The sequence below is a fragment of the Macrococcus brunensis genome, assembly GCF_022343725.1.
Taxonomy (GTDB): domain Bacteria; phylum Bacillota; class Bacilli; order Staphylococcales; family Staphylococcaceae; genus Macrococcus; species Macrococcus brunensis.
This window is the reverse complement of the sequence record NZ_CP092179.1, coordinates 905,618-921,766: the sequence shown is the minus strand read 5'-3', so window position 1 is coordinate 921,766 and position 16,149 is coordinate 905,618. Positions and strand designations below refer to the sequence as shown.

Genomic DNA, 16,149 nt, shown 5'->3' with positions numbered 1-16,149 from the left:
TCATACGCCTAGTGCAAACAATGTTCAATCCCCTATCTTGGATAATTGTAAACACATCAGGGTATAATAATTTAGAAACAGAATAATATCTAGAGGTGATTTTGATGACAATTAAATCAGTTACAACAGATGCATTGCAGGAAACACTTCAAGTCGGCACAGATGATGTTGTCTTAGATGTCCGCGAAAAAGAAGAATTTGCTGCCGGTCATATTAAAGAAGCGTTTAACTACCCTTTATCTGAACTGGAAGAACGTGCAGATTCATTGAAAAAAGATACAAGTTATTATGTCATCTGCCAGCGAGGTATGCGTTCTGAGAAAGCTTCGCGTTATCTGCATGACCTAGGCTACGATGTGACGAATGTCGAAGGCGGCATGGATAAGTGGCACGGTGAAATAGAACAATAAAAAAATCCGCAAACTGATGTTTGCGGATTTGCTTTTTTTAACGGCGACGGTCAAAGTTATTGCGGATGTTCTCAATAATCATACCGCTGTTGATCTGACCTGGTAATTTAGTGCGGTCCACTGTGAAGTCCTGTGCGGGTATATCGTACTGGATTTCTCGTGCAAAGTATTTCATTGATTCTTCCATGATGATGACAGTCATCCACTCACCTGCACAGCGGTGGTTTGTCCAGTAATCGCCTCCACCTTGAGGGATTAAATCAAATGGGCTGCCGTCCCAGTTCTCAAAACGCTCCGGATAGAACTGTTCTGCATTCTGCCATAAAGATTCACTATGAAGTGTACCGAAAATATCGAGAATAAGCATCGTATCTTTTTCGATTTTATAGCCATCGAACGTGATATTTTTCTTCGCTTTACCTGGCAGGAAAGGCACGAACGGATAATAACGACGGACTTCCTGAGCAAATTTATAAGCATAGCTGTTATCATTCTGCGCCACTCGAGCACGTTCGCCTGGATATTCATGCATGGCCAGTACACCGAATGAAATGAAACGGTTAATCGCTACAAGCGGACGAATCGTATTCATTAAGTCAACTGCAGCAAGACGTGAATCCATCTGTTTACCGTTCATATCTTTCCAGTGACTGAATTCGTATAAACCTGAGCCTTCTTCAGGGAAAAGTTTACCTTTACGTGTCGCGATGATTTGTTTCTCCAGGTAGTCTTCTACACGGTCACGCGCGTTCAGTGCACGTTTGTAACCACTGTAAGCTGTCCCGATGGAACCGAATGAATCCACCATTGCATTCATATCTTTTGCATATTGTTCCATGCGTTCAGGTGTATCAAATGGTACATCAGCAAAACGGAATCCAACTTTTAATAACACAAGAGTAGATTCAAGGTACACGTTAGTCTGATCCATCGCCTGCAGACGTGCTGTATCTTCAAACCAGTAGTTGCGAGTCAGTTTACGAAGATATTCAAGGTTGTTATCCGTCATCAGTGACATAAATAATGTCTTTCTGTTTTTATGTTTGTCACCTGTTGTTGTATGGATAGCACCTTTACCAAACAATGTTTTTACAAGTCGTTTCGGCAATGTGCCAGACCGTTCTGTCTTGTCGTTATCGTAAAATAATTCAGCAGCTTCTTTACCGCTGATGACAACGGCTTTCTTACCGCCTAATACTCTCATTTCAAAAACATTTGTATTTAATTCTTTTGTACGACTGGGTATAAACTCATAACCTTCCTTTAAAACAGTCAGTGTCTGATCGAGTCCTTTAACCTTCGGCATACGTTTAGCCATTGATATTTCCCCCTCTAAGTTGTTTTAATAATTGAATAGCAGTTTCTCTGACAATATCTGTCTCGTAATTCAATTCTACCACAGTCCCCGGTATAATCGTCATATCTTTACCTTCTGAATAGATGAAGAACTGCTCACCCAGCGATTGTTTATTGAGTCGTTCAGCCTGACCGTATGTCTCCTGACCGACCAGCTGCTGATTATTGATTTTAGCGGCCAGTCGTTCTGCACTTCCTTTAGTCATACCATCAACAAGGAATACAGACTCTGAAAAACGCTCAGCCATATGATTGATCCGCTCTTCCGGAACCACACCATAAGCATCCCGTAAATCAATCAGCAGCGGTTTTCTTAAGTCTGCCAGCTGGTAAAGACCTCTAATATGGTGCACGATGACTTCCGTAAATCCATCACGTTCGAAAACTTCCGATGTGCCCTCTTCTTCAAATGCCTTTAAATCAAATGTATAAATCTGATCGCCGCGCAGAACTGTTGCCTCATGCTGTTTCTTCAAAATAGGATGCCAGTCCTGTCTATCTGTCTGCTCATTAAATAAAAGTTTCTGATAACGTTCTCCGAGCATGGCAATAGAATCGCCTGACAGATGAGTAATGCGGTCGCCGACGACAAATCTTCTATCAGCCGTCACTGCCGTGACAATCAGAACATCTCCCGTTCGTCTGACACGAATACCGTTTGACCAGTATCTCTGATCAACAAAATCCAGAGACTTCAGATTAAACTCTGCCAGGTAATCAACCATCACCTGCTGAAAAGTAAATGGATTTGGATTGAGTTTGTTAAAGACAGATTGATAGTTATCACTTATAGCATCATCTTTCAATCCAAGATCCTCTAGAATTGACCTAACTTCCTTAAATGTATTGACATATTCGTACATGGCTGTCCCCCCATCCTCTCACAATCATTTACTACCCTAAAATGAATCTTTTCACGCATCCCATCGATTAAAAAAATAAAAACCATGTGATTAGCTATGAAAGCTAACAGCATGGTTTTCACTCTTTATTAAATGTCATCATAGTTAATCGTTTCTTTTTCGAAAACTTTCCCATTGATTTTAATGACATAAGAACCGGATTTTCCTTCTTCAATAATCATGGGAATCGTCACGGTCTGATTTTTATTAGTTGAAATGGTCTGATAAACATCAGTCATTTGATGATCCTTATCTTCTACAAAGACCTCAACACGCTGTTCTTTGCCGCTTGTCGGACCTTCAAAGCTGCCACCGTATGGCACAATAATCGTAGAGGTATAGTTCTTAACCATTGCCGGATTGTTATCAGACTGATCATCAGGCTGATCTTCTGTTGTCGGCTTTTCGGTCGTCGGTTTTTCACTTTGCGGGTCTTTACCTTTAGATAACTCAAAACTGATTGCTGAGCCATAAGGCAATGCTAAGTTAAGCGCACTCTGACTTAGAATCTTCCCTTTTTCAATCTCACTATCATAAGTCTCACCGCTTACGGTCACAATAAAGCCTTGTGACTCCAGCTGCTCTTTCACAACCTGATAATCTTGACCTCTATAATCATTGACATAGATGTCATCGTGACCTTTAGAGACTTTAAATTCTATCGTCGTATTGCGAGGTTCTACTTCTTCTCCTTCAGCAAGATTCTGACTCAGAATCTTGCCGACAGCTTTATCACTTTCAACTTCCTGAACTTTTACTTTATCGAAGCCCGCCTTATATAGATTTTCTTTAACGGTTTCAATATTCTGACCTACATAGTCTTTGACTTTGAAAGTCTCCTTGCCTTTAGAGACGGTCAGATTGATTTTAGTGTATTCCTTAACTTTCTCACCTACTGAAGGATTGGCTGAGATAATCATGCCATCATCGTACTGGTCAGAGAACTCATTGATGACGCGGCCTTTCCTGAGATTTTCCTCTTCAAGCATCTTTACACCATCCGTCAGCTGCTGTCCAGTCAGATCAGGGACAAAACTTGATTTAGGCATCAACATATATGCTGCTATACTGCCTAAAATCAGCAGTGTAAAAAGGAGCGGCAGAAAGATCAGCAGAAAACGATTTTTCTTCTTCGGTTCTGGTCTCGTCTCTTCTTCCGTCTGAACAGCAGGCATGACCATTGTCTTGTCTTCCACTACTGTATAAAGCGCTTCTTCTTTTCGTTTTTCATCTAAGACAGTCGCGAGGTCGTTGTACATTTCATCTGTTGTACGGTAACGACTGTATTTGTCCTTCATCGTCGCTCTGATTATGACATTCTCAAGACTCTGTGGAACATCATCCCGTACGTCAGTGACAAGCGGCAGGGCTTCCTGAATCTGTTTGATTGCAATACTGACGGCTGATTCACCTTCAAACGGCGGTTTGCCGGTCAGCATCTCAAAAAGGACAACACCGATCGCGTATATATCAGAAGATTCATCTATCGCTTTGCCTTTAGCTTGTTCAGGTGATAAGTAATGGACAGATCCCATGATGTGATTGGTCTGCGTCATCGCTGTCTCACTTAATAGACGAGCAATCCCGAAGTCCGTGATTTTCAGCACATGATCATGAGTCATCAAAATATTCTGCGGTTTAATATCACGGTGAATGATCATATGATGATGCGCATGGCCAATGCCTCTCAAGATCTGTTTTGTAAAGAAAATCGCTTCTTCAACAGAAAGGCGGTCTTTATCCTGAATATAGTCTGACAAAGTCGGTCCGTCTATATATTCCATCACTAAATAATAATGTTGGTCATCCTCGTCTACATCGAGCACTTTAACTATATTAGGATGACTGAGCGTCGTGGCATTCTCTACTTCACGTTCAAAACGTTTAACCGCACGCTCTTTATCATGTGCCGGTATGGTGATGACTTTAACTGCCACCTGATGATCTAAAATAAAGTCATCAGCCAGATAAACCTGACTTGCACCGCCACCGCCGATTAATCGAGTCAGACGATAACGTTCACTGATTATCTTGCCAAGCATTAAAAGACACCCCCGAGTTTACAAAGCACAAATGAGACATTGTCTCTCACTTCACTCTCGAGCGCCAGCTTTATCATTCGTTCGCCTTTATCTGTTAGAGACGTTTCCTGCATGATGATGTCATGCACTTGATTTTCAGGCACATAATCTGTCAGTCCATCAGATGAGAGTAACAGATAGTCATAGCGAGACAACGGAAAAGTAAAGATATCCGGAATCACTGTACGGTCTGTGCCGATTACTTTAGTAATGATATTACGCTGAGGATGTTGAGCCGCTTCTTCCTTCGTCAGTTCGCCCGCCATGACAAGATGCTGAACAAACGTATGATCAATTGTCAGCTGTCTCATCTCGCGCTCATTGATTAAGTAGCTGCGAGAGTCTCCGACATTGGCAATGATGACTTTTTTGTCGAACAGCATGGCAGCAACAAGTGTAGTCCCCATTCCCTGATTCACTTTTTCATGCTGACTTTTATCGTATAATTCACGATTAATCTCAGAGATTCTGCTTTTCAGCCAGTCCTCTGCCTGATTGAACTCAATCAGATTTTCCTGTTCAAAAATCTGCTTAAGACGCGTAGCTACGAAATGACTCGCCACTTCTCCGCTGTTATGACCACCCATGCCATCGCAGACGATGAGCAGCTGCTGCCCTGTATGATTTGTCAGAATGCCACCCGCATCCTCATTATTTTCACGGGTATGACCTACATCTGTGAAAAAGCGTGCCTCCATCCTCTTTACCTCGTTTCTTCTTGTCGTTCTTTTGCTCTTAACTGACCACATGCCGCGTCGATATCAGAGCCGTGTTCACGTCTGATGGTCGCATTGATGCCATTACGCTTTAATTCCTTCTCGAATTTGAAGATATCTTCTTTAGGCGTACGAACATAATCTCGCTCAGGTACGTGATTGACAGGTATTAAGTTAACATGACAATTTAAATGTTTAATGAGTTTAGCAAGTTCTCTTGCATGCTGTACCTGATCATTGACCCCACCAAACAGGCCATATTCGAATGTGATACGACGGCCTGTTTTCTCTGTGTAATATTCGATTGCCGGCATCAGTTTATCCAGATTATAGGCACGGTTGATAGGCATCAGACGGGATCTGACATCATTGTCTGCTGCATGAAGACTGAGTGCAAAGTTGATCTGCAGTTCTTCATCCGCAAAGTCATAAATACGTGGAACGACGCCTGACGTAGAGACTGTGATATGACGTGCACCGATATTCAGACCATTATCATGATTGATGATTTTCAGGAAATCCATCATTTCATCGTAGTTTTCAAATGGTTCACCGATACCCATGATAACAACATGGCTGACCCGTTCCTCAGTTGCATCAAGAGCCATCTGTACGTTCAGCACCTGCGCAACGATTTCTCCTGCTTCTAAGTTCCGCTTTAAGCCGCCAAGTGTACTAGCACAGAACGTACAGCCGATACGGCAGCCTACCTGTGTCGTCACACAGACCGAGTTACCGTAGTCGTGTCGCATCAAGACTGTTTCAATTGTATAGCCATCCTGCAGTTCAAAAAGGAACTTGATCGTTCCATCTTTACTCTCCTGTTTAACAACTGTTTTGAGCGTTGTCATGACGAAGTTTGCTTCCAGCAGCTCACGCAGTTCTTTAGATAAGTTGGTCATCTCTTCAAATGAAGAGACACGTTTGACATACAGCCAGTCGAAGATTTGCTTCGCACGGAAGCCTTGCTGACTATGGTCAGCGAGCCAGTCTTTCAGTTCATCTAATTGCAGTGAATAAATAGACGGCTTATCAAAATTAGGCATAAATTTATTTTTCTTTTTCTCAAGCAGTGCCATTAAGACACATCCTTTCTTCGTAATTTCGCGATAAAGAAGCCATCAGCATTAAAGTCATGCGGTAGAATCTGCAGTGTTTTATGTGTTTCTCCTGCAAGTTCAATCGGTTCTATCTCGAAATTATTGTTTTCTTTTATAAATGAGTAGACGACATTTTCGTTTTCCATCTGTTCGATTGTACAAGTTGAGTATATCATCAGTCCGCCCGGCTTGACAGCTTCCGCCGCATTGCGCAGTATATCCAGCTGGAGCGGCCATAAGTTATCTATATCTTTTGTAGTCTTGTCATATTTGATCTCCGGTTTACGTTTCGCAACACCGAGCCCACTGCATGGTGCATCAACCAGCACTTTATCATACTGTCTATCGAACGGCGCTCGTGCATCATGAAGTGAAATATCTACGTTAGTCAGGCGTAGTTTGCGTAAATTGAAATCAATCAGTTCAAGTTTATGCTCATGAATATCATGCGCATCGATGTGACCCGTCTGGTTCAGTTTCTCTGCCATATGACAAGTCTTACCGCCTGGAGCACTGCATGTATCAAGAATCGTGTCACCTGGCTCTGGATTCATGATATGTGCGACCAGCATACTGGACGCATCCTGCACAGAAACAAGCCCATCCTTAAAAAGACGCGTCTGAACAATCGGCGGTCCTTCAATAAACAAACATTCAGGTACAACGTCTGATTGTCTGACTGTATAACCCTCTTCTTTAAGACGCTTAATAGCATCCTCAACCGTCATTCTTGTCGTATTAACACGCACACTCGTATCAGGACGTTCAAGCAGGTTCTGGCAGATTTTACGCGTCACTTCAAGCCCGAAATGTGTCTTCCAGTGCTTGACCAGCCAGAGTGGGGTGCTTGTCTCAATGCTGAGACGTTTTAAATCATCTTTTATTTCATCCAGTGAACGCAATTCACTTCGCTGAAAATTTCGGAGAATCGCATTGATTGTCTTAGCACCTGAATAAGAACCCCGGCGCTTAGTAATCTCCACCGCTTCATTGATGATGGCATGGTCTGGAATCTTGGTTAAATAGACAGCCTGATAGACACTCATCATTAAAAGTCGCTTCATCCAGCCTTTTAGATTCGCTTTAATAAAAGGCTCTATATAATATTCTAGTGTCAGCTTGTGCTGCAATGTACCGTAGACAAGCTCAGTCAGAAGTGCCCGGTCTTTCTCTTCTACTTTATCTTCCTTGATAGCAGCATTGATGAGCAAGTTACTATAGCCGTCCTCAGTCAGGACATCATCCAGAATTTCAAGTGCAACATATCTGACGTTCTTATCCATTGAACACCTTCCCGAGTAAGTCTTTACGGCCGGAAGCAAAATCTCCGGCTGCCATCCGTTTCTTACCTGCAGGCTGAATCTCTGTCAGAAGGACGGCACCATCAGATGTCGCAACGAGCAGCCCATCTCTATCTGCCTGCAGTATTTCACCTGGGTTTCCGTGACCTTCTGCACGACTTGCGGACCAGAACTTCATATTCTGACCGTCCAGCTTGGCATAACCCACCGGCCACGGAGATAGACCTCGAATATGGTTATGGACTTCAGTCGTCGGACGGTCAAACGCCACAAGTTCGTCTTCACGGCTGATATTAGACGCAAAAGTGACCTTGCTCTCGTCCTGAGGTGTACGATCATTAGTCCCTGCAATAATAGAAGGAAGCGTCTCTAACAACAGTTTAACGCCGAGCGCTGACAGCTTATCATGCTGAGTGCCGACATTATCGGTCTCTTCGATAGTAATGGCGCGCTGACTGATGACATCACCTGCATCCAGTTTCTTCGCCATGTACATGATGGAGACACCCGTCTCCTGTTCACCATTCATTACAGCATAATGAATCGGTGCACCACCGCGATATTTTGGCAGCAGACTCGCATGAACATTAATACAGCCGAGCTTTGGAGCGTTCAATAGTTCTTCAGGCAGCAGCTGACCGTATGCGGCAGTCACAATCAAGTCGGGCTGCATGGCGGTAATGGCAGCGAGTTCATCTGAACCGGTCAGTTTAGCAGGCTGCAGGACCTTGATGCCTAGCGCTTCAGCAACCACTTTAACCGGTGGCGGTGTCAGTACTTTTTTACGTCCCACTGGTTTATCGGGCTGTGTCACAACTGCCACCACATCATAATTTGCTGCAACTGCTTCTAAAATAGGACCTGAAAAATCAGGTGTTCCCATAAAAACGATTCTAGTCATGATACATCTCCTCCAGTTCTTCAGGACTGATTTCTCGTGTCATCTTCTCTGTAAACAGGTGTCCATACAGGTGGTCCACCTCATGCTGTATCACTCGGGCGATATCATCAAAAGCGGTCATTTCCACTGTGTTCCCTTTTAAGTCGTTACCCGTCAGTTCTATTTTAACACTTCTCGGTACTTCACCAAATACATTCGGCAGACTGAGGCAGCCTTCTATATCTACTTCTGTCTCTTCTGAATAGTGGGTGATCACAGGATTAATCAACTGCAGAATACCGTCTTCTTCCATATCAACGATAGCCACTTTTAAATCCACACCAATCTGTGGGGCTGCGATACCTACACCGTCTGACTCAAACATCGTATCTTCCAGATCCAGAATCAGCTGTCGCAGGGAATCATCAAATTTTGAGACATTCTTAACTTCGCGGTGCAGCAGTTCATGCTGTTGATCAATTAGTTTTTTAACGGTCATGATAAGACCTCCTACTCTTTTATATGCATCATATTAGTATAAAGGAACATACACTCTGTAAGCAAACAAAAGTTCCTTATTCTAAAGAATAAGGAACTTTACATCAGCATCTGAGGATTAATATCGATACTCAAGGAAAACTTGTTCTTAACAAACTTTTCATAATAATAGTCATCCAGATAAGTAAGTGCCGCTAAAAGTGCGGGCTCACTCTTAAACTTAATAATAATCTGGAAGCGGTACTGATTATTGATACGTGCAATCGTACACGGAGCGGGTCCCAGTACGTAGCTTGACGGCGAAAGATGCTGCAGAAGCGTCTGGTGGATGTGCTTACTCTCCAGCAGCACTTCCTTCATATCTGCATGACTGAAAATAAGATTGACTAAATAATAGTACGGCGGATATTTTCCGATTTTCCGGTAAGTCATCTCTTCTTTATAGAAGCCGAGATAATCATTATTCTTCGCGTACTGAACGGCATAATGCTCGGGATTATAGGTCTGAATGATCACATGCCCTTCTTTGTCCGCACGTCCTGCACGCCCTGCCACTTGAGTCAGCAGCTGAAATGTCCGCTCACTGCTTCTGAAGTCCGGCAGATTGAGCATCGTATCTGCATTCAGAACACCGACTAAAGTGATATTCGGAAAATCCAGTCCTTTTGCAATCATCTGTGTCCCGAGCAGTATATTCGCTTCGTGATTTTTAAATTTCGAAAGCAGCTGTTCATGTGCACCTTTTCGAGACGTTGTGTCATTATCCATCCTGATAACTTTAGCACCTTCAAAATGCTGATAGATGAGTTCTTCAACTTTCTGGGTGCCGACTCCCATTTCACGGATATGTTCGCTGTCACAGTTCGGACAAGTCAGCGGTTTATACTCCTTATGGCCGCAGTAATGACATTTCAGTTCATCTGTTACCTTATGATAGGTCAGACTGATATCACAATTCGGACAGTTCGGCACATGCCCGCAGTCGCGGCAGAGAAGAAACTGTGCATGCCCACGTCTATTCAGGAAGAGGACGATCTGCTCACCTTTTTGAATGCGGTCATTAATGGCCTCAGTCAGTTCTCTTGAAAACATCGAGCGGTTGCCTGCAGCAAGTTCGTCCCGCATATTGACGACATTCACAGTCGGCACCGGGAACTGATTGGCACGTGTCTTAATAGTCAGTAAATCATAGACACCTTTTTCAGCACGGGCATAACTCTCAAGAGACGGTGTCGCACTGCCCAAGATCACTGGACAGTTGTGATAATTGCCACGCCAGAAAGCAACGTCACGTGCATGATACCTCGGATAATCTTCCTGCTTATAGCTCGCCTCGTGTTCTTCATCAATAATGATAAGCCCTAAGTTTTCAAATGGTGCAAAGACACTTGAACGTGCCCCGACAGATACTCGTGCCTTACCGCTTCGGATTTTCCGCCACTCATCATAACGCTCGCCTATACTGAGTCCTGAGTGCATGACGGCGACTTCATCACCGAATCGTGCCTTAAATCGCTCGACCATCTGAGGTGTCAAGGCAATTTCCGGCACGAGCATGAGTGCCGTCTTGTTCTGCTGCAGCACATCAGCAATCGTCTGCAGGTACACTTCCGTTTTACCGCTCCCTGTTATGCCGTGCAGCAGGAAGACGCGATGTTCTTCCCCATCGATGGACCGTCTGATTTTATCATAAGCTGCCTGCTGTTCAGGCAGGAGGACTTTTTTAGCATCAGACTGGATTAAGCGGTGGGCAAACGGATCACGCGTGTCCTCTATGTCGATCTTTCTGACAAGACCTTTTTTCTCGAGGCCAGCTATCACGGCTGCTGAAAAATCACGTTCTTTTAGTTCCTTCAGAGTCAGTACGCCTGCGTCTGCCAGTGTCAGCAGACAGTCCTTCTGCTTATCACTGCGCAGAGATGCGAGTGTCTCTTCTATATTGACGTCACATAGTTCAACTGCTTTTTGCGTTTTAACCCGCTGCTGCTGATTGACTTCCACATCTTCAGTAACGACACCCGACACAACATAAGGCTTCAGTTTTATGATGTTATCCGCCGATAGCGAACTGATACGGACCTGCTGATTTTTGAAAAGCGGATAGAGTTCGTCGCTGATTTCCTCAGGCTCCTCTAATCGATAGACTTTGTGATATTTTCCTTTGACAGCTCGTGGCAGCATGATATCCAGTATCGCAATCCGCTTTGCGATATGCGTGGTCTGCATCCATTCACTTAAAGCGCTCAGTTCCTCGTTCAGTTCGGGTGTCATGTCCTGAATATGAAGAATAGATTTGAGCTTTTTGTCATGATCTGCATCGACGAGTTCAATGATGTAGCCCTGTATTTTTCTCGGACCAAAAGGAACGACAACCCGCATGCCGATCTGAACAACCGTTTCCAGCTGTTCAGGTACTGAATAATCAAATAGCTTGTCGACTCGTTTCGCGTTGACATCGACGACAATTCTAGCGTACATGCATATCCTGCTTAATAGATGTCAGTATTTCATGGGCGATCTCCAGTTTAGGCATCTTCTCTATTTTACGGCTTGTGCCATTTTTAAAGAACATCTCGACAGCATTCTGATCTGACTTGAAGCCGATTGATGTATCGCCGACATTATTGGCAATGATGACATCTGCATTTTTCTTGACGAGCTTGCCGCGTGCATATGTTTCCACCTGCTCTGTTTCTGCTGCAAAACCTGCTAAATATTGCGTTGTCTTATGTTCTCCTAAATATTTCAGGATATCCTGTGTACGGTTCAGAGTCAACGTGAAGTCTTCATCTTTTTTCTTCATCTTCCCGTGCTGTCTCTCTATCGTATAATCTGCAACCGCAGCCGCTTTAATGATGATATCCTGATTCATACGCGTCGTCACTGCTTCGAACATCTCAGCTGCACTTTCTATCTGAACAAAGCGCACATTGTTCGGCACTTTCAGCTGAACAGGACCACTCACAAGCGTGACATCAGCGCCGCGCAGTTGTGCCGCTTCAGCAATGGCATAACCCATACGGCCAGTTGAATTATTCGTCAAGTAACGTACCGCATCAATCCGTTCAATGGTCGGACCTGCTGTCACCAGTATTTTTTTGCCGAATAAGTCATTATTGTATTGTTTTGTCACTTGAAACGATTCGACCGCCTCAATGATGTCGAGCGGTTCAGCCATGCGCCCTTTTGCAATATAGCCGCACGCAAGAAATCCACTGCCCGCATCGATAAAATGGTAGCCCATATCACTGAGCTTCTGCATATTCTCCTGAACAGCCGGATGACTGTACATATTGCTGTTCATCGCCGGTGCGATAAAGGTTGGTTTAGTCGACGCAATCAGTGTCGTCGTCACCATATTGTCTGCAATGCCATGCGCCAGTTTACCGATTGTAGAAGCGGTTGCCGGTGCAATGATGTTGATATCCGCCCAGTCCGCAAGATCGATATGCTTGATGACTTCGGGCTTAGTTTCATCGAATATATCGATATGGACTTCGTTACGGCTTAGTGCCTGAAACGGCAATGGTGTAATAAATTCTCTCGCAGACGGTGTCATCATGACTTTCACTTCATGGTTACGCTGCACGAGTTTGCTAGTCAGGTCAATCGCCTTATAGGCTGCGATACCACCTGTTACACTTAATAAAATCTTCATGACGTCCTCCTAAATGATAGTACATTTATTATACATGATTCTTCTCCAAACAAAAAAGCCGGCGACTGCCGACTTATTCTTCTACGTGGATACGACCAGCAGCTACTTCCTCTAAAGCCTGCCCAACCGGTTTATAAGATACATAACGTTCAAGTAAGTTTGAATCAGGATTGTCCTGAAGTTCACGTGCGCGTTTTGCCGCGAGCGTCACGACTAAGTATTTTGAGTTCACATTGTCTTTGATTTTATCTAATGGTGGATATAACATTATTTTTTTGCCTCCAGTAACATTTTTCTAAAACGTGCTTCAATACGTTCTCTTTTTAAGTGTTCTGCTTCAACGATGGTCTGAATCTGTGATTTCGCCTGCTCAATTTCATCATTGACCACAACGTAATCATAAAGGTTCATCATTTCAACTTCTTTACGTGCTTCAGAGATGCGATAAGCGATCACATCCTTGGATTCTGTACCGCGACCAATCAGACGTTCTTCAAGGTGAGCGAGTGACGGCGGTGCAAGGAAGATAAAGAGCGCTTCAGGGAATTTCTTACGGACTTGTTTCGCCCCTTCTACTTCTATCTCGAGGAATACATCTTTGCCTGCATCCATTGTGTCGCGAACATATTGCACAGGTGTACCGTAGTAGTTACCGACATATTCAGCGTACTCAATAAATTCATCCGCTTCAATCAGGGCTTCAAATTCTTCACGTTTCTTAAAGAAATAATCGCGTCCGTCTACTTCACCCGGTCGCATATTACGTGTCGTCATAGATATAGAATACTCGAAATCCGTGTCCGGGTCATCAAATATTGCTTTCCTGACAGTGCCCTTTCCTACGCCGGAAGGACCCGATAGAACAATTAATAAACCTTTTTCGTTATCCATCATTACGACCTTTCTACAATAAAATGATTATTATTAAGAGTAACATATATTTTTTGAAAAATACATGCTTCATTTCATATTCTCATCATCGAGTGGTAAACTATATAAATATCATATAGAGGTGAAACAAATGGCATTTGATGGATTATTTACGGGCAAGATGCTCGACGAACTACAATTTCTCGTCTCAGGACGTATCAATAAAATCACACAGCCGGATACACAGACCATTATTCTGACTGTCCGCGCGAACCGCAGGAATCAGCAGTTATTGATTTCAGCACATCCCAATTTTGCGCGTCTGCATTTAACGGATAACAAGGCGCCGAATCCTTTTGAACCGCCGATGTTTCTGCGCGTACTGCGTAAACACTTGGAAGGCGGCATTATTAAAGGCTTTCGACAAAAAGGTAATGACCGTATTGTTTTCATCGATATCGACAATACAGATGAAATCGGCGATCCCGTGAAACGTCGTCTCGTCATCGAACTGATGGGTAAACATAGTAACGTTATCTTAACGGATCATGATGATAAGATTTTAGAAAGTATGAAACATCTGACACCTAACACGAATGCTGCACGTACGATTATGCCCGGCTTTAAGTACGAGGAACCGCCAACAGCGACAAAAGAAAATCCTTATACGTTGGAACATGTTTCAAATCTTTTAGATGCGGCACCTGTCAGACGTCAGCTGCTGAACGTCCTTGAGGGATTCAGTCCACTTGCGATAGATGAACTACTGTCGATGGATGATGATATTGATACTGCTTTCCAGAAGTTTATGGCGAAAACAGAAAAAGTGGTGCCCATCTATTACAACCGTGCACCGAAGGAATTCTTCTACTTTATGCCGCTTGAAACGCTCGGCGCGCCAGCTAAAACCTTTGACACTCTGTCACAGTTACTCGACGACTATTTCAATGAACGCGGCGAACGAGAGCGTATCAAATCACGCAGTATCGATCTCAGTCGTCACATTACCCAGCTTCTGCATAAGGACAGAAAGAAACTGGAGAAACTCGTCAATGAACTCGAGGAAGCCAATTCACTGGATGACGCACAGCTGTACGGCGAACTGATCACAGCTAATATGTACCAGCTGAAAAATGGTATGACAGAGTTTGAGGCATTCAACTATTATACAAATGAGAATATTACGATTCCGCTCAATCCGCGCAAAACTCCTGCTGAAAATGCGCAGTATTATTATAAACAGTACAATAAACTGAAGACTCGTAAAGTCCATGCAGCGAGTCAGATCAAAGAGACAGAAGAAGAGATTGACTATCTAGAGAATCTGGAAGGCCAGCTCTCATATATCACTTATGAAGATATAGAAGGCATGCGCGAAGAATTGATGGAACAAGGTCTTCTCAGAAAACGACAGAAACAAAAAAGTAAAGGTAAAGATAAAATCGTCCTGGAAAAATATCAGTCATCAGAAGGCACTGAAATATTGGTCGGTAAAAATAACCTGCAGAATGATTACTTGACCAATAAAGTGGCACGTAAAGACTATACATGGTTCCATACGAAAGATATACCCGGCTCACATGTGGTCATCATGAAGAAAGACCCGAGTGACAGCGACTTAATGGACGCAGCAATGCTAGCCGCTTATTATTCAAAAGCAGGACAATCGGCAAGTGTGCCAGTCGATTATACGTTGATCAGACATGTGCATAAACCAAGTGGCGCGAAGCCTGGATTTGTGACTTATACCGATCAGTCTACTATTTATGTAGATCCAGAAAAACAGACTGTTGATCAGATGAGAGTGAAATAAAAGAAGACCGTACATCACTTGATGTATGGTCTTGTTTTGTGTGGTGTTACTGGCGATAAATGTGATTTATTGCTCGTAACTCACATGATTCTCTGCTTTTCGCTCAGTTACTGGCGATAAATGCCGCTTATCGCTCATAACTCACCTTCTAATTCATCCTTTATCCGGTAGTGTTCTGATCAATGTAAACAAAACTACTGTCTGCAGGATAACCATAATGACGAGTCCCATTCTGATATATGGATGATCAATCATCCAGAATGAAAACCCGACAACGATATAGAGACTAAGAAGCATCTTAAACTTCTGTCTTAAAGTGAATCCTCTATTCTTCTGAAACTCCAGCACATAGGCTTTATACACTTTTGTCGAAATCAGCCAGTCATGAAAACGATCTGAACTTCTGGCGAAACAGATAGCCGCGAGAAGCACGAATGGTGTCGTTGGCAGAAGAGGCAGAACGACGCCTATCAGGCCTAATACCGTCGAAACGATACCAATCGAGATTAAAAATATTCGCATGTCTGCCTCCTTGTCAAAAAAAGACAGCTGGCAGACTGTCTT

At 43.4% G+C, this 16,149-nt stretch carries 15 protein-coding genes; 2 read left to right on the top strand and 13 right to left on the bottom strand.

Features of this window, described 5'->3' with window-relative positions:
* The first annotated feature begins 104 nt into the window (after positions 1 to 104).
* On the top strand, positions 105 to 410 hold the full coding sequence (locus MGG13_RS04790) for a rhodanese-like domain-containing protein (protein WP_239035557.1): 306 nt from the start codon (positions 105 to 107) through the stop codon (positions 408 to 410).
* A 37-nt stretch (positions 411 to 447) separates the two neighbouring features.
* Here MGG13_RS04790 and MGG13_RS04785 read toward each other — a convergent pair whose 3' ends face one another.
* The 12 genes from MGG13_RS04785 to gmk all read right to left on the bottom strand — a co-directional run bounded on the left by MGG13_RS04785 (position 448) and on the right by gmk (position 13,793).
* Positions 448 to 1,728, bottom strand: coding sequence for a cytochrome P450 (locus MGG13_RS04785; RefSeq protein WP_239035556.1), 1,281 nt, complete (start codon positions 1,726 to 1,728; stop codon positions 448 to 450).
* Positions 1,721 to 2,629 carry a hypothetical protein gene (locus tag MGG13_RS04780; RefSeq protein WP_239035555.1) on the bottom strand — a complete coding sequence of 303 codons (909 nt, stop codon included), beginning with the start codon at positions 2,627 to 2,629 and terminating at the stop codon, positions 1,721 to 1,723. Before MGG13_RS04780 ends, MGG13_RS04785 begins: the two co-directional genes overlap by 8 nt.
* A 128-nt stretch (positions 2,630 to 2,757) precedes the next feature.
* Entirely contained in the window at positions 2,758 to 4,710 is a 1,953-nt protein-coding gene (gene pknB / locus MGG13_RS04775) for a Stk1 family PASTA domain-containing Ser/Thr kinase (protein WP_239035554.1), read from the bottom strand.
* Entirely contained in the window at positions 4,710 to 5,447 is a 738-nt protein-coding gene (locus MGG13_RS04770) for a Stp1/IreP family PP2C-type Ser/Thr phosphatase (RefSeq protein ID WP_239035553.1), read from the bottom strand. Before MGG13_RS04770 ends, pknB begins: the two co-directional genes overlap by 1 nt.
* Positions 5,448 to 5,452: 5 nt before the next feature.
* A complete protein-coding gene (rlmN, locus tag MGG13_RS04765; RefSeq protein WP_133430998.1) occupies positions 5,453 to 6,544 on the bottom strand; it encodes a dual-specificity RNA methyltransferase RlmN in 1,092 nt (363 codons plus the stop codon).
* Positions 6,544 to 7,848: a 16S rRNA (cytosine(967)-C(5))-methyltransferase RsmB gene (gene rsmB / locus MGG13_RS04760; protein ID WP_239035552.1), complete on the bottom strand. Its 1,305-nt coding sequence runs from the start codon at positions 7,846 to 7,848 to the stop codon at positions 6,544 to 6,546. Before rsmB ends, rlmN begins: the two co-directional genes overlap by 1 nt.
* On the bottom strand, positions 7,841 to 8,767 hold the full coding sequence (gene fmt / locus MGG13_RS04755; protein WP_239035551.1) for a methionyl-tRNA formyltransferase: 927 nt from the start codon (positions 8,765 to 8,767) through the stop codon (positions 7,841 to 7,843). Before fmt ends, rsmB begins: the two co-directional genes overlap by 8 nt.
* Complete coding sequence (gene def, locus MGG13_RS04750; protein WP_133431001.1) at positions 8,760 to 9,245, bottom strand: peptide deformylase; 486 nt, start codon at positions 9,243 to 9,245, stop codon at positions 8,760 to 8,762. Before def ends, fmt begins: the two co-directional genes overlap by 8 nt.
* A 98-nt stretch (positions 9,246 to 9,343) precedes the next feature.
* Positions 9,344 to 11,722 (bottom strand): primosomal protein N', encoded by a 2,379-nt coding sequence (priA, locus tag MGG13_RS04745; protein ID WP_239035550.1) that lies wholly within the window; start codon positions 11,720 to 11,722, stop codon positions 9,344 to 9,346.
* A complete protein-coding gene (gene coaBC / locus MGG13_RS04740; RefSeq protein WP_239035549.1) occupies positions 11,712 to 12,902 on the bottom strand; it encodes a bifunctional phosphopantothenoylcysteine decarboxylase/phosphopantothenate--cysteine ligase CoaBC in 1,191 nt (396 codons plus the stop codon). The genes priA and coaBC overlap by 11 nt, the downstream gene beginning before the upstream one ends.
* A 73-nt stretch (positions 12,903 to 12,975) precedes the next feature.
* Entirely contained in the window at positions 12,976 to 13,170 is a 195-nt protein-coding gene (gene rpoZ / locus MGG13_RS04735) for a DNA-directed RNA polymerase subunit omega (RefSeq protein WP_133431004.1), read from the bottom strand.
* The gene (gmk, locus tag MGG13_RS04730) at positions 13,170 to 13,793 is read right to left on the bottom strand and encodes a guanylate kinase (protein WP_133431005.1); all 624 of its coding nucleotides are present in this window, start codon (positions 13,791 to 13,793) and stop codon (positions 13,170 to 13,172) included. The genes rpoZ and gmk overlap by 1 nt, the downstream gene beginning before the upstream one ends.
* Positions 13,794 to 13,923: 130 nt before the next feature.
* Between gmk and MGG13_RS04725 the strand changes: the two genes are divergently transcribed.
* A complete protein-coding gene (locus MGG13_RS04725) occupies positions 13,924 to 15,585 on the top strand; it encodes an Rqc2 family fibronectin-binding protein (RefSeq protein ID WP_239035548.1) in 1,662 nt (553 codons plus the stop codon).
* A gap of 153 nt (positions 15,586 to 15,738) precedes the next feature.
* Here MGG13_RS04725 and MGG13_RS04720 read toward each other — a convergent pair whose 3' ends face one another.
* A complete protein-coding gene (locus tag MGG13_RS04720) occupies positions 15,739 to 16,107 on the bottom strand; it encodes a YbaN family protein (RefSeq protein ID WP_239035547.1) in 369 nt (122 codons plus the stop codon).
* Positions 16,108 to 16,149: the final 42 nt, after the last annotated feature.